Below are 12678 nucleotides of genomic sequence, written 5' to 3'. Positions count from 1 at the left end.
TAAACTGCTTGCAAGATATTCCTAAAAGCTAGCAGTCCATTCCAACATAACCGTAACAATATCAAAATAGATGAACACAAACGGTCAGAAATTGTTCATTTTATTGAGTGCGTAAGTTCTTAGCAGTACACTTCCCCAAGGTTATCTAGTGGATTTAAACGATGAAAAAGCGGAATAGGAAGCAAGTTACAGCCAGTGCCACTCGTAAACTTCGTGAGGCTAAGTTCCCAAACAAACAGTTGCCAATTCAAAAAAAAGAGGATTTTTATTCAGTTTGTGAAAAGGTAATTCTGCATACTGAAGAAACCAACGAAATCTCTGCAGATTATTATTTCTGTAAAGCCGTGATAGCGCGGGAAGCAAAAGCGTTTCAGACGGAAAGGCAGGCGGTACTAAACCTGATAGTATTTTCTGGCACTCCAGCAACTCCACTGATTCAATCAGCGCTAGAGCAGAACGAAAGGTATGAGTTTAGTGAGCAGATTTGTACGGTGTTTTCCCTAGCGCAAAGTGATGCCTCATTCAGTCCCTACATTGCAATCATCAGAGCGTTTATTATTTCGGCTGCAAAGCAGCAGTACGTTACTTATTTTAACTGTCTGATGGGCAATTCGGCATCTTTTAACAAAGAACCTCCCATTTTTGATATCAATAATCTGAATAACGATCAGTTGATAGCTTTCTATGAAGCAACACATCATATACTGTTGGGTAACTCACGCCAACTCGCTACCCTTGAAAAACTAACTCAATTTATATCTCATCAAGTGGGCGAAGATACCTGCCAGAGCTTGCTCTTTTTTGAATCCTATTTTAGTCTCGACAGGAACCCTAAACACAGTATTGAGGTTGCCAAGCGGTTCCTCAGCGTCCCCAACCTTTCAGCAGGATGCACTAGCTATCTAAGTTCATTGGCATTCAACACGGCACATGCCGCTATAGATTTGGCTGATATTGACGAAGCTTGTTACTGGATAGATTACGTTAATGATGACGACAAAGCTGTAAAGCTCAGGCGCTCAATCGCTAAATTAAAAGAGAAAATAGGGGCAAGGGCTGATCACCCCCTGAATCCTGAACATATTCCCCCCCTCTCACTTGAAAAAATTCCTACCAGAATGCTGATGATACTGTGCGCTTTTGTTGATGGCTGTGGCGATGATTGGGGATTCAAAACGCTAGAACGTTCAGGAAAATACATATTCCCTTCTGAAACAATGACAAAGATGCTTTTCCAGTCTCTGGCAATCGGCGGATTAATCAAGATGTCCACAGCCTCTTTCAACGCGCTGGAGGATTCTGCACTAAACCAATTTAATAAAATACTTTGGGTTGCGAAATTTCATTTAAATATCATCGGCATTGCAGATAGCAGATTTATGGCGTTACCGGTATTACTAGAAGAGCTAGATCGCCGCAGTGATAAAAAAGAGGTAGCTTGGCAGATTCGTAAACTCATCACTACAGGGTATTTCCACAACTCATTTGAATACTATCTCGGCAACGTTAATGAACTCTGGGCAAGAGAGTTTGTCCTGAATGAGGCGACAACAGAACGAATAAATGAATCGACCCTCAGTGGCAAGGATCTAGCCTATATTGCCAAATCGTCGATTCGCTTCACTGCAGGTCAGCACTCGATCGGTAGCACAAATAGTAATAAACACACCTGCAACACCCTCATTGGTAGCATCAATCGTTATTTAGACTGGGTGAATGAAGGACGTTATTCCTACAACGCATTTGAACGGAGTAAAAGTCAACCCGTCCTATCCTCAGAAAGGCTGCTTAAAAAAATCGCAGGATTCACACCGGAGGATATCTATAACCTTCCGCCTTTGCCGCAAGAAATTGAGGAAGAAGAATCTGAAGATGAGTAAACTCGGTGTGCGCACTGATGAGCTAGAACCCGATGGGGCGACTGCGCTATAAACGCTAAATTCGGTGAAGGTTTATTCGATTTTAACCTGCAGCACTTGCATCTTAGTCGTGTTACGAAAAGTCAGTTCGTTCCACAACCGTGCAAGTTAGCTGGCATTGCTAGGCGATTATTCAAATATTGCTTCCAGATCGAAAATTGATATGAGGGAGATATTTTTACAGTTTATCCCCCGCTAGGTCACCTATTCAGCGCGACAAAACCCAGTGTCCAGGCTATCAGTTGCCCTCCGGCTAGCAGCCACGGCATCTTTTTCTGGTAGGGAACACAACAAACGGAACGGATGGTTATCCATCTTGATCGGTAATGACATTTAAGTCGAGGGACTTTTAGCCAACGTCGATTGCCCTAGTGAGCAATGAATGGCAATTGATTTTTTTATGTTCAAAAAAAAGGGGCTTATGCCACAGCATAAGCCCCATACGGTCAAGCCGGTTATTAGAGCGCGAAACGCTCGCGGATAAAGGCCTCGGCAGTGCCGACGCCAGCACCGGTGATAGTGTGAGGAACGCCAGCTTCAACGCTCAGTTCAACCTCTACCCCTGCGGCCTGCAGTTTCTGCTGTGCGTCACGACTTTCAGTCCATGGGATCACCGGGTCGGCGTCACCGTGGATCAAAATTGCTTTACTGTCGGTGGCAGGATGGTAAGGCGCCGGTGACGAAAGACGTCCCGAAAAGGCCACCACGCCTGCCAGCGGCAGAGCATCACGTACCAGTGCATCCAGAGACATAATGCTGCCTTGGGAGAATCCAACCAGAATAAGCTTATCCTTTGTACCGATCTGATGTTTGTTAAGGATCCCTTTCAGAGTGGCATCGAACTGCTCACGGGCCTCGACAATACGAGCCGGACGATTTTCTTCGGTAACGCCACTAACACTGAACCACTGATAGCCTTGGCCCATATCACAATCTTGTGGCGCATTAGGCGATTCACAAATCACCCCTGGCATACTGGCCTGCCAGTAATCACCCAGTCCCTGCAAATCAGCTCCGTTGCTGCCAACACCGTGTAATAGAATAATGATTTTCTTACTCATCAACGTCCTCTCAGAGTCCTAGGGCGGAAAGATCTGGCCCTACCGGCATAATCCCGGTCGGATTAAGGGCTTTTATCGAATAATAGCCCTGCTTAATATGGTCAATATTGACCGTACTGCGGATACCCGGCAAATTTAGGATGCGTTGAGTATAGCGATACAGCGCCGGATATTCGGCCAAATGATGCTGATTACATTTAAATAATCCGTAGTAGGCCGCATCCAAACGGATCAATGTCACAAATAAACGAATATCGGCTTCAGTCAAGGCACTGCCCAGCAGGTAATCACGGCCATCGCTAAGCCGTTGTTCTAGTTTTGCCAGTTCTGCGAAGACATCATTAAAGGCTTCTTGGTAACTCAACTGAGTGGTTGCAAAACCTGCACGGTAGACACCGTTATTCAGTGCCGGATAAATTTCCGCATTTAAGCCGTCGATCTCTGCCCGTAAAGCCTCGGGGTAGAGGTCAATGGTATTATCTGCCAGTTCGCCGAAGCCACTGTTTAATATCCGTACAATGTCAGCGGACTCATTATTGACAATGGTGCCGGTTTTCTTATCCCATAATACTGGGACCGTGGCACGGCCTGTGTAATGCGGGTCCGCTTTGGTGTAAATCTGGTGCATCCATTCAGCATGGTTAACGTCATCTCTGGTGGCACCAGGGGTATCGCCGAAATGCCAGCCTTCATCCAGTAACCAAGGCTCCACCACAGAAACGCTAATCACTTCTTCTAGCTTTTTCAGCTTACGTACCATCAAAGTGCGAGACGCCCAAGGACAAATATAGGCCACATACAGATGATAACGCCCCGCTTGCGCCGGGAAGCCCTGCTCACCATCCGGTGTCACCTGATGGCGAAACCCAGAGGTTTGGCGGACGAATCCGCCTTTTTCATCAACCGCTTGAACCGGATGCCAGTTCGCGGTCCATTTGCCATTCACCAGCATAACCGTTTCCTTAAAGGAATGATTAACGACTAAAAGTAGGTTTTAACGCAAATTTACCGTCACCCATCAGTGCCAGCACCAGCAGGCCGATGATCCAGAAACCAGGGAATTCCCAGCCGCCGTTAGGGTTAGTGAAGAAGAAGCCCGCAGGACCGTGCACAGTTGCGATGGCACCCAACAGCACTGGGATCAGTACAATGGCCGCCACACGCGCATAAACCCCGAGGATCAGTGCGATAGCCCCGATAAATTCCACTGCCATCACCAGATATGCCAGCCCACCCGGCAGTCCTAAGGAGGCGAAAAACTTAGCGGTACCGGCCGGTGTAAACACAAAGAACTTCAGTCCAAAGTGCGCCAGAAACAGGATGCCTAAAGAGATGCGCAGGATCAGCGCGGCATAAGGTGCGGTACGATTGTCAGTCATGAGTATGTCCTCAGTAAGTTAGATTGAGGACACTCTACCTGTATTGATGGACCCTGATTAGCCGTCCACTACGGGAATATTAATTTCCAAAATGGAAATAATCACCACCCTTGCTCCCAACGGGGTTGTCCGGCATAGGCTTCGACTAAATAATCAATCACCACTCGGGATTTATGAGCCAGATATTTCGCCGGTGGATAGAGAGCAAAGAGTCCCAAAGGCGCGGGGGCAAAGTCGTCCAGCACCGGTACAACCTGCTTATTTCTAAGGGCTTCACCTGCAATAAAGGTAGGCAGTCGGGCAATACCTAGCCCTGCGGTCACCGCCTGTAAGCAGACTTCCGCATTGGAGAACTTCAGTCGTCCATTCACAGGTTGTTCGCGCAGCCCGGAACCGCTGTCGGCAAAAGGCCAACGATAAGGGTCACGGAAGTTGGTATCGATGATACAGTCATGATCATCAAGCTCACTAAGGGTGGTAGGCACACCGCGGGCAGCTAGATAGTCGGGGGACGCCACCAGCAGAATACGGATATCACAGAGTTTACGCGCCATCATGCTACTGTCCGCTAAAGTCCCGATACGCAGCGCCAGATCGAAACCCTCATCGATGATATTGACCAATCTATCCGCATAACTGACATCCAGCTCGATATCTGGGTAACGTTGGGCAAAATTAATCAATGCGGGAGTCAGCTGAGTGGTGCCAAAAGTGACGGGCGCGGAAATCCGCAACCTGCCGCCGGGCGCATCAGAGGTATTGCTGATGGCATCGTTAAGGGCATCATAGTCATCAATTAAGGTACGGATCCGTTCATAGTAGGCTTTACCGACATCGGTGACCGCCAATGAACGGGTACTGCGGCGAAACAACTGAACCCCTAATACCTGTTCCAGTTTGGAAATGAGCTTTGACGCCTGTCCGTGGCTGGTATGCAGACGCTTCGCCGCAGCGGTAAAGCTGCCGGTTTCCGCGACTGCGATAAACATTCTGTCGCAATCCAGTCTTTCCACACATAGTCTCCTGAGCGTTTCACCGTGCCGAAGGGAGGCATCGCCCCCCTGTCGGGATCGGTTATCATAGCCGAAGTCGCTGCGTAGAGATAACCGTCAGTGTTTAGTCAAAGTCTTCCAACACAATTTTGCCCTGTGAACGGCCGCTTTCCAGCAACTGGTGAGCATTACGTAGGTTTTCGGCGTTAATAGTGCCCGCATGGGTATTGAGGGTCGATTTTAGGGTACCGTTATCCACAAGCCTTGCCACCTCATTGAGGATCTGGTGTTGCCTGACCATATCCTCAGTCTGATAAAGTGAGCGGGTAAACATCAGCTCCCAGTGCAAGGAGATCGCTTTACGTTTAAGCGGAACCACATCCAGCATGTCCGGATCATCAATAACGCCTAAACGCCCTTGTGGCGCGATAATATCCACCAACTGTGGGTAGTGCTGATCGGTATGGGTCAGGCTAGCCACGTAGTCTACCTGCTCAATCCCCGCTGTCTGTAATTGCTCTGCCAGCGGTTGATGATGATCGATCACCACGCTCGCGCCCAGTGAATTGACCCAGTCACGGGTTTCTGGGCGAGAAGCGGTACCGATCACTTTTAGGGAGGTCAGTTTTGAGGCCAACTGGGTCAGTACTGACCCGACTCCACCGGCAGCCCCGAGGATCAACAACGATTTGCCCTCGCCATCACCCACCTGGAGACGGTCAAATAGCAATTCCCAAGCGGTCAAAGAGGTCAGCGGCAGTGCAGCCGCTTGTGCAGCATTGAGACTGGCAGGTTTACGCCCAGCAATTCGCTCATCCACCAGATGATATTGCGCATAGGTGCCGGGGCGGATCAGTGAGCCCGCATAAAACACCTCATCACCAGGCGAGAATAAAGTGACGTTGTCACCTACCGCTTCAACGATACCTACCCCATCCCAACCTAAGATTTTAGGCTGATCTGGCTGATTACCTTGACGCACTTTAGTATCCACCGGATTCACCGAAATGGCCTGTATTTTAACCAGTAGATCATGGGGTCCCGGCTGAGGCTTTGGCAACTCAGTGTCATACAAAGACTGAGGGTCATTTAACGGTAAACCGGCCTGTTGATAAACGATGGCTTTCATATTCACTCCTGTTCAGTGTTCAGATAAGGGTTGCTGTGTAGAACAGTGTGGCGTCGATCTGCCGGTTGATACAGTAGCTAAAACGAAAAACAGTTATCTTTTTTTTGTGAAAATCATCGTTATTAATAATAATTTATACTGTAATAACCGCCGGTTTTTCTTATCTTGGAGTGAATATGGTCCGTCCCGATGATCTGCAATTGTTTGTTCGTGTCGCGGCCTTAGGGAGCTTCTCTCTCGCCGCCCGCGAAGCCGATTTGCTGCCTGGTCAGGTCAGTGTGGCAATCCAGAGGCTTGAGCAGCGCCTCGACAGCCGTCTGTTCGCCAGGACCACCCGCAGCCTGCGACTGACCGCTGAGGGTGAGAAGTATTTGCCTTACGCCCAGGAAGTCCTCGACGTCATGCGAGCGGGCCATGAGAGTCTGCGTAGCAACAGTGATGAATTGCGCGGTGTGTTACGTATTGCGTTACCCTCTGACTGTGGTCGTCGCATCCTACTGCCGTGGATCAGTGAGTTTGCTCAGCAACATGGCGGCTTACGGCTGCAACTGTCGCTGTCTGACCAACTGAGCGATGTGTTCCGTGACCCCGTGGATATTGCCATCCGTTACGGTGAACCCGGCAACAATAACTACGTGGCGCGACCGTTAGCCCTCTCCAATCGCCGTGTATTGGTGGCCTCCCCCAAGTATCTGGCTGAACATGGTCAGCCACAGCGTCCTGACGACCTCTATCAGCATCACTGTCTCCACTACACGCTCGGTGGTCAGCTTTACGACAAATGGACCTTTATGGACCAAGCCCGCTCACAGACGGTTCAGGTCGGCAGTCGCTGGCAGTGTGATGATGCCGACGTGGTCCGGCGCTGGGCAGTGGCTGGCTACGGCATCACCTATAAATCGCAGTTAGATGTCAGTGAAGATGTGGCAGCCGGGCGACTCACTATTTTACTGAGCCACTATCAGGGTGAAGCGGCCCCTTTGTATCTGATCTGCCCACACCGTAAGCAATTTTCACCGGCTGTCCGCCTGCTGTATCAGCGCCTCAGTGATCAGTTAAGCACCCTATTAGCGGAGGGAAAATAGAATCAACTTGATTAGGAAACAATCATATCCTAATATGGCGAAATGAAAACGAAAAATTCTGCCCTACGCAATCCCGGGCGACCACGGGAATTCGATAGCGAAAAGGTATTGGATGCCGCGATCCAGCAGTTCACCCTGCAAGGTTATCACGGCTCGTCGATATCTTCCCTCAGTCAAGCTACTAGCCTGACCGCAGGCAGCCTTTATAAAGCCTATACCGATAAACGAGGCCTGTTTAATGCCGCGTTACAGCGCTATGTCAGCGTGAATAACCAACGTCTTGAACAGCAACTTGCAAGCGTTGATAGCGGGTTAGCCGGTATTCGGCTGCTGCTGAACCACTATTTGAACCGTAGCAGCGGCGAATCCGGACGTATCGGCTGCCTCGTGGTCTCCACCGCTAATGAATTAGCCGCCACCGACCCGCAGATCGCCACAGTGGTCGCCGAGCTTATGGAGCGTTACCGCCAGCGCTTTCTACGTTGTCTGCAGCAAGGTATTCGAGATGGCTCGATTAATGCCTCTCTGGATGCTGAGCGGAGTGCTTCACTGTTGCTGGCGATGACCCAAGGTATCAGAGTTCTGGGCAAATCTGGGCTATCACCCCAGGTAGCCGCGCAAATAGAACAAAGTGCTATCGAACTGTTAAAGCCCTAACTGGGCTTTTTATTTAGCCATTTAGGAAATGATTGTTTCCAAATTATCGAGGACATGTTATGACTGCTACCTTTAATCCGAACCGCTTCTTTGAGCGCTTTTCCCACCATTTTTTCGACACAGCAGACCTGCGTCTACACTATGTGGCCGGCGGGGAAGGTCCACCGCTACTCCTGCTGCCCGGCTGGCCACAAAGTTGGTACTGCTGGCGTCATGTGATGCCTTTGCTAGCAGATGCCGGCTATCGGGTGATCGTGCCAGACCTACGCGGTATGGGCGACTCAACTATTACGGCTGAGGGCTATGATACCACCACCCTGGCGGCAGATATTGCCGCACTGGCCGCTGCCTGTAGTGATCAACCATTGGATGTGGTCGGTCATGATGTCGGCAGTTGGGTCGCCTATGCACTGGCAACGGATCACCCGCAGCGGGTAAAACGACTGGTACTGCTGGATGCCTTAATCCCTGGCCTACCGGTTCCTGCCGCCGCAGGCCCTTCTCCGCTGAGCGCCGCGCAGCAGGCAGAGAAAAGCTGGCACTTCAGTTTTAATCTGCTGACAGAATTACCCGAAATACTGCTGTCCGGCCGTGAAGAGCCGTATCTAAATTGGTTATTTGACCATAAGACACTCAATTCGCAGTCCATCAATGCCGCTGACCGCCGTGAATACCTGCGGGTCAATACTCGCCCCGGTGCCCTCACCGCAGCCCTGGGCTACTACCGTCAGGCTTTCAGTGAGCCGCAGCTGGCAGAAAGCCAACGACGGCAGCATCAGCCTCTCAACCTACCGGTGATGACGGTTGGAGCAGAACAGGGAGTCGCGGATAAACTGTTTAGCAGCCTAGCGTCACAATGTTCCCAGCTGCAGGGCCAAGTTATACCCAACTGTGGTCACTACCTCCCTGAAGAAGCCCCTGAAGCGCTGGTGGCTGAACTGCTGCGCTTTTACCGACAGACAGAGGAGATGGCAGATGAATAACCTGTGGTTCAGCCTGGCCGCCATCGCCGCTGGGGTCATGCTGCCCCTACAGGCCGCCATGAACGCAACACTGGCGAAAGCTCTCGGCTCACCAATACGGGCGGCCGCCGTCTCCGGATGCGTGGTGACATTGGTATTAACATTGATGGCGTTGGTCTCTGGACGTACCCTAATCCGCAGCGAAACGCTCAGCAGTCTGCCATGGTGGGCGTGGTGTGGCGGTATCTGTGGAGCGGTAGTGCTGTGCGCCACCACCGCTGTGACCCCGCGCCTTGGCAGTGCCGCAATGATCGCACTGGTCATCGCCGGGCAGGTACTGGCTTCCTTGGCGCTGGATCAGTTTTCCCTGTTCGGTTTAGTGCAGCACAGTCTCGATCTGCGACGGGGGATAGCTGCCCTTTTGCTGATCCTGGCCGCGTGGTTGATGTAAACGAGCCGCACACTGAGGCTAGCTCGTAAGCGCCGCGCTCTTTATACTGCCTACTGTCACCGGTCGTTATTGGCAACGAGCCGGGATATCGTGACGGCATCGCAGGAGCTAATGCAATGAAACCAGCCCGTACCAACAATGATAACCGGCAAAGAGTGTTACAAGTTGCTCGGGAAATTATCAGCCATAAAGGATTTTCGGCCGTCGGACTGAATGAGATCCTCAATGCCGCCGGGATCCCCAAAGGCTCGTTCTATTACTATTTTGCGTCCAAAGAAGAGTTTGGCGTTGCCATGTTGCAGGATTATTTCGCGAGCTACTTGCAGGAAATGGACGCACTGCTGGCCTCAGACCAGGATGCAGCCCGTGCACTACTGGGTTATTGGCAGAACTGGCTCGTCATTGATGAGGGTGGACAACCGAAAGGGTATCAGTGTCTGGCGGTAAAGCTTGGTGCAGAAGTCAGTGATTTGTCACAGGCAATGCGCGCGGTATTAGATCAAGGCACAGCGGAGGTGATCCGCCGATTGGCACAGCACTTGGAGATCATGGTGCAGCAGACGGGTTTTACCCCACCCCCAGAAGGGATCACTGAATTTGCCAGCAGCCTATATCAGTTATGGCTTGGAGCCAGCCTGCTCGGAAAAATCAATGGGCAGTTACAACCGCTTAATACAGCCCTGGCCCTGACAAAACGCCTGTTACCACTATACTGAAAATTGTCATTATGTGCCTTGCACGACACGGGCACTTATCAGCCGCTACGATTTTTTTTACTATATAGACGACTGGTCTAATGGAGTTCCGCTCAGCATGACAGTCCTGACTGATGCCTGCGGAAACAGGACACTTTACATGGAGATCGCTATGCAACAGACCACTGAGACAAATCGCCGCTGGGTACTGGCTTCCCGCCCAGAGGGACAGCCGACGGCAGAAAACTTCCGTCTCGAAACCGCTGAGATCCCACAGCCGCAAGAAGGACAGATCCTTCTGCGCGCAGTCTATCTTTCCCTGGATCCGTATATGCGTGGTCGAATGAGCGATGCGCCCTCTTATGCTGCACCGGTAGCCGTTGGTGAGGTCATGGTTGGCGGGACAGTCAGCCGAGTGGTCAGTTCGCGTCATCCAGACTTCAAAAAAGATGATTGGGTATTGGCGTTCGGGGGCTGGCAAGATTATTCATTGTCCGATGGCAATGCTCAGGTCAACCTGGGGCAGCATCCTGTAAACCCCTCTCACTCACTGGGTGTACTGGGGATGCCAGGCTTTACCGCCTACATGGGACTGACCGATATTGGCCAGCCCGCCGAAGGAGAAACGCTGGTCGTGGCCGCGGCCAGTGGCCCGGTCGGCAGTACCGTCGGGCAGATCGGTAAAATCAAAGGTTGCCGTGTAGTCGGCGTGGCGGGCAGTGACGAAAAATGCCGTGATGCCGTGGAAAACGCCGGCTTTGATGTGTGCTTGAACCATAAAGATGCTGATTTTGCAGAACAACTGAAAGCCGCGTGTCCGGATGGGATCGACATTTATTTCGAAAACGTTGGTGGGGCCGTGTTTGATGCGGTAGTGCCATTGTTGAACAGTAAAGCGCGTATTCCATTATGTGGCGTGGTGGCACAGTACAACCACAGTGGTGAGTTTGAAGGACCGGACCGTTTACCCAGTTTTATCGGTACCCTACTGAAAAAACGTATCCGCCTGCAGGGTTTTATCATTTTTGATGATTATGCCCCACACTTCCCGGCCTTCCGCACCCGTATGGAAGAGTGGATCCGTCAGGGCAAAATTTATTATCGCGAAGACCTGGTTGATGGCTTTGAAAATGCCCCGCAAGCCTTTATCGGTATGTTACAGGGTCACAACTTTGGCAAGCTGGTTGTCCGTCTGGCAGACAGCTAAATAGAAAAGGAAGAAATAACATGAAAGTACTGGTGATTCTGACCTCACATGACACCTTGGGGAATACCGGCGAAAAAACCGGTTTCTGGCTGGAAGAATTAGCGGCCCCCTACTATGTGTTTAAGGATGCAGGCGCAGAGTTAACTCTGGCCTCGCCGCTGGGTGGACAACCTCCGCTCGATCCTAAAAGTAATCTCCCGGATTTCCAGACTGACGACACCCGCCGCTTCGAGAATGACGCACAGGCTAACGCACAGCTGGCGGCTACCCTGAAGCTGTCCGACGTCAAGGTAGAAGACTTCGATGCGATCTTCTATCCAGGTGGCCATGGTCCGCTGTGGGATCTGGCATCCGATACACACTCGATTGCCGCTATTGAACAGACCCTTAAATTGGGCCGTCCCGTGGCTGCGGTCTGCCACGCACCAGGCGTATTCCGTGATGTCAAAAAAGCCAACGGTGAACCCTTGGTGAAAGGCCTACGTACCACTGGCTTTAGTAATAGTGAAGAAGAGGCCGTTCAACTGACCGATGTCGTGCCGTTCCTGGTGGAAGATATGCTAAAACAGAACGGGTCTGACTACAGCAAAGGTGCCGACTGGGGCGAGTATGTGGTGACTGATGGTCTGCTGATCACCGGCCAGAACCCGGGTTCCTCAGCGGCTACCGCTCAGGCATTGCTGAAAGCATTGAAAGGTTAACACCATGAGTGCTTATGTCATTTTTATCCGCGATAACACCGTCGATGAGCATGAGATGGCCCGTTACGCTGACAAAGCCGCGGGAGCCGTCGACGGTCATCCTTTGACGCCACGGGCGTTTTACGGTGCGGTGGAAACACTGGAAGGTGACGCGGCGGAAGGTGTGGTGATCCTAGAGTTCCCCGATATGGCAGCCGCGAAAGCCTGGTATCAGAGTCCTGAGTACCAGGATGCCCGGCAGCATCGTCTGAAAGGGGCGAACTACCGGGTGATCCTTACCGAAGGCGTGTAAGACAGCACTCAACGAAAAAGCCGAGAGCGATCCCGGCTTTTTATTTGCATCTGACCCGTCCTGAATAGCGTTGACACGTTCCTGTTCTAATTCTGGAGAACGTGATGATGACAGAGTTCAAACGCACCCAACGAGATTATCCTCTATC

14 protein-coding genes are annotated in these 12678 nt (G+C 51.1%); 9 read left to right on the top strand and 5 right to left on the bottom strand.

All coding sequences use genetic code 11. The features are described from left to right. Positions 1-161 precede the first annotated feature (161 nt). Positions 162-1880 carry a hypothetical protein gene (locus DW47_RS0105730; RefSeq protein WP_029685435.1) on the top strand — a complete coding sequence of 573 codons (1719 nt, stop codon included), beginning with the start codon at positions 162-164 and terminating at the stop codon, positions 1878-1880. A 497-nt stretch (positions 1881-2377) separates the two neighbouring features. On the opposite strand, the gene DW47_RS0105725 is transcribed toward DW47_RS0105730, so the two are convergent. The 5 genes from DW47_RS0105725 to DW47_RS0105705 form a co-directional block, all read right to left on the bottom strand. Beyond that, positions 2378-2980, bottom strand: coding sequence for an alpha/beta hydrolase (locus DW47_RS0105725; RefSeq protein WP_029685434.1), 603 nt, complete (start codon positions 2978-2980; stop codon positions 2378-2380). Between the two features lie 10 nt (positions 2981-2990). Then, a complete protein-coding gene (locus DW47_RS0105720; protein WP_029685433.1) occupies positions 2991-3932 on the bottom strand; it encodes a glutathione S-transferase family protein in 942 nt (313 codons plus the stop codon). 22 nt (positions 3933-3954) lie between these two features. Further along, complete coding sequence (locus DW47_RS0105715) at positions 3955-4359, bottom strand: DoxX family protein (RefSeq protein WP_029685432.1); 405 nt, start codon at positions 4357-4359, stop codon at positions 3955-3957. A gap of 101 nt (positions 4360-4460) precedes the next feature. After that, on the bottom strand, positions 4461-5372 hold the full coding sequence (locus DW47_RS0105710; protein ID WP_029685431.1) for a LysR family transcriptional regulator: 912 nt from the start codon (positions 5370-5372) through the stop codon (positions 4461-4463). Between the two features lie 103 nt (positions 5373-5475). Further along, a complete protein-coding gene (locus tag DW47_RS0105705; RefSeq protein WP_029685430.1) occupies positions 5476-6480 on the bottom strand; it encodes a zinc-binding alcohol dehydrogenase family protein in 1005 nt (334 codons plus the stop codon). Between the two features lie 176 nt (positions 6481-6656). Here DW47_RS0105705 and DW47_RS0105700 point away from each other — a divergent pair, with 176 nt between their 5' ends. The 8 genes from DW47_RS0105700 (at position 6657) to DW47_RS0105665 (ending at position 12530) form a co-directional block, all read left to right on the top strand. After that, a complete protein-coding gene (locus DW47_RS0105700) occupies positions 6657-7565 on the top strand; it encodes a LysR family transcriptional regulator (protein ID WP_029685429.1) in 909 nt (302 codons plus the stop codon). Between the two features lie 42 nt (positions 7566-7607). Continuing rightward, complete coding sequence (locus DW47_RS0105695; RefSeq protein ID WP_029685427.1) at positions 7608-8222, top strand: TetR/AcrR family transcriptional regulator; 615 nt, start codon at positions 7608-7610, stop codon at positions 8220-8222. A 59-nt stretch (positions 8223-8281) separates the two neighbouring features. Further along, positions 8282-9205 carry an alpha/beta fold hydrolase gene (locus tag DW47_RS0105690; protein ID WP_029685426.1) on the top strand — a complete coding sequence of 308 codons (924 nt, stop codon included), beginning with the start codon at positions 8282-8284 and terminating at the stop codon, positions 9203-9205. Further along, entirely contained in the window at positions 9198-9635 is a 438-nt protein-coding gene (locus tag DW47_RS0105685; RefSeq protein WP_029685425.1) for a DMT family transporter, read from the top strand. The genes DW47_RS0105690 and DW47_RS0105685 overlap by 8 nt, the downstream gene beginning before the upstream one ends. Before the next feature lie 116 nt (positions 9636-9751). Further along, positions 9752-10351, top strand: coding sequence for a TetR/AcrR family transcriptional regulator (locus DW47_RS0105680; RefSeq protein ID WP_029685424.1), 600 nt, complete (start codon positions 9752-9754; stop codon positions 10349-10351). A gap of 151 nt (positions 10352-10502) precedes the next feature. Beyond that, on the top strand, positions 10503-11537 hold the full coding sequence (locus tag DW47_RS0105675) for an NADP-dependent oxidoreductase (protein ID WP_029685423.1): 1035 nt from the start codon (positions 10503-10505) through the stop codon (positions 11535-11537). A 20-nt stretch (positions 11538-11557) separates the two neighbouring features. After that, positions 11558-12238 (top strand): type 1 glutamine amidotransferase domain-containing protein, encoded by a 681-nt coding sequence (locus DW47_RS0105670; protein WP_029685422.1) that lies wholly within the window; start codon positions 11558-11560, stop codon positions 12236-12238. Positions 12239-12242: 4 nt separating this feature from the next. After that, positions 12243-12530: a DUF1330 domain-containing protein gene (locus DW47_RS0105665; protein ID WP_029685421.1), complete on the top strand. Its 288-nt coding sequence runs from the start codon at positions 12243-12245 to the stop codon at positions 12528-12530. The last annotated feature ends 148 nt before the right edge of the window (positions 12531-12678 follow it).

Source organism: Tatumella saanichensis (genome assembly GCF_000439375.1).
Lineage (GTDB): Bacteria > Pseudomonadota > Gammaproteobacteria > Enterobacterales > Enterobacteriaceae > Tatumella > Tatumella saanichensis.
This window is presented reverse-complemented; position numbering and strand designations above follow the sequence as displayed.

Excerpts from the sequence above, each read along its gene's own strand:
- DW47_RS0105730 (WP_029685435.1), top strand. The coding sequence starts at position 162 with ATGAAAAAGCGGAATAGGAAGCAAGTTACAGCCAGTGCCACTCGTAAA.
- DW47_RS0105725 (WP_029685434.1), bottom strand. The coding sequence starts at position 2,980 with ATGAGTAAGAAAATCATTATTCTATTACACGGTGTTGGCAGCAACGGA.
- DW47_RS0105720 (WP_029685433.1), bottom strand. The coding sequence starts at position 3,932 with ATGCTGGTGAATGGCAAATGGACCGCGAACTGGCATCCGGTTCAAGCG.
- DW47_RS0105715 (WP_029685432.1), bottom strand. The coding sequence starts at position 4,359 with ATGACTGACAATCGTACCGCACCTTATGCCGCGCTGATCCTGCGCATC.
- DW47_RS0105705 (WP_029685430.1), bottom strand. The coding sequence starts at position 6,480 with ATGAAAGCCATCGTTTATCAACAGGCCGGTTTACCGTTAAATGACCCT.
- DW47_RS0105700 (WP_029685429.1), top strand. The coding sequence starts at position 6,657 with ATGGTCCGTCCCGATGATCTGCAATTGTTTGTTCGTGTCGCGGCCTTA.
- DW47_RS0105695 (WP_029685427.1), top strand. The coding sequence starts at position 7,608 with ATGAAAACGAAAAATTCTGCCCTACGCAATCCCGGGCGACCACGGGAA.
- DW47_RS0105690 (WP_029685426.1), top strand. The coding sequence starts at position 8,282 with ATGACTGCTACCTTTAATCCGAACCGCTTCTTTGAGCGCTTTTCCCAC.
- DW47_RS0105685 (WP_029685425.1), top strand. The coding sequence starts at position 9,198 with ATGAATAACCTGTGGTTCAGCCTGGCCGCCATCGCCGCTGGGGTCATG.
- DW47_RS0105680 (WP_029685424.1), top strand. The coding sequence starts at position 9,752 with ATGAAACCAGCCCGTACCAACAATGATAACCGGCAAAGAGTGTTACAA.
- DW47_RS0105675 (WP_029685423.1), top strand. The coding sequence starts at position 10,503 with ATGCAACAGACCACTGAGACAAATCGCCGCTGGGTACTGGCTTCCCGC.
- DW47_RS0105670 (WP_029685422.1), top strand. The coding sequence starts at position 11,558 with ATGAAAGTACTGGTGATTCTGACCTCACATGACACCTTGGGGAATACC.
- DW47_RS0105665 (WP_029685421.1), top strand. The coding sequence starts at position 12,243 with ATGAGTGCTTATGTCATTTTTATCCGCGATAACACCGTCGATGAGCAT.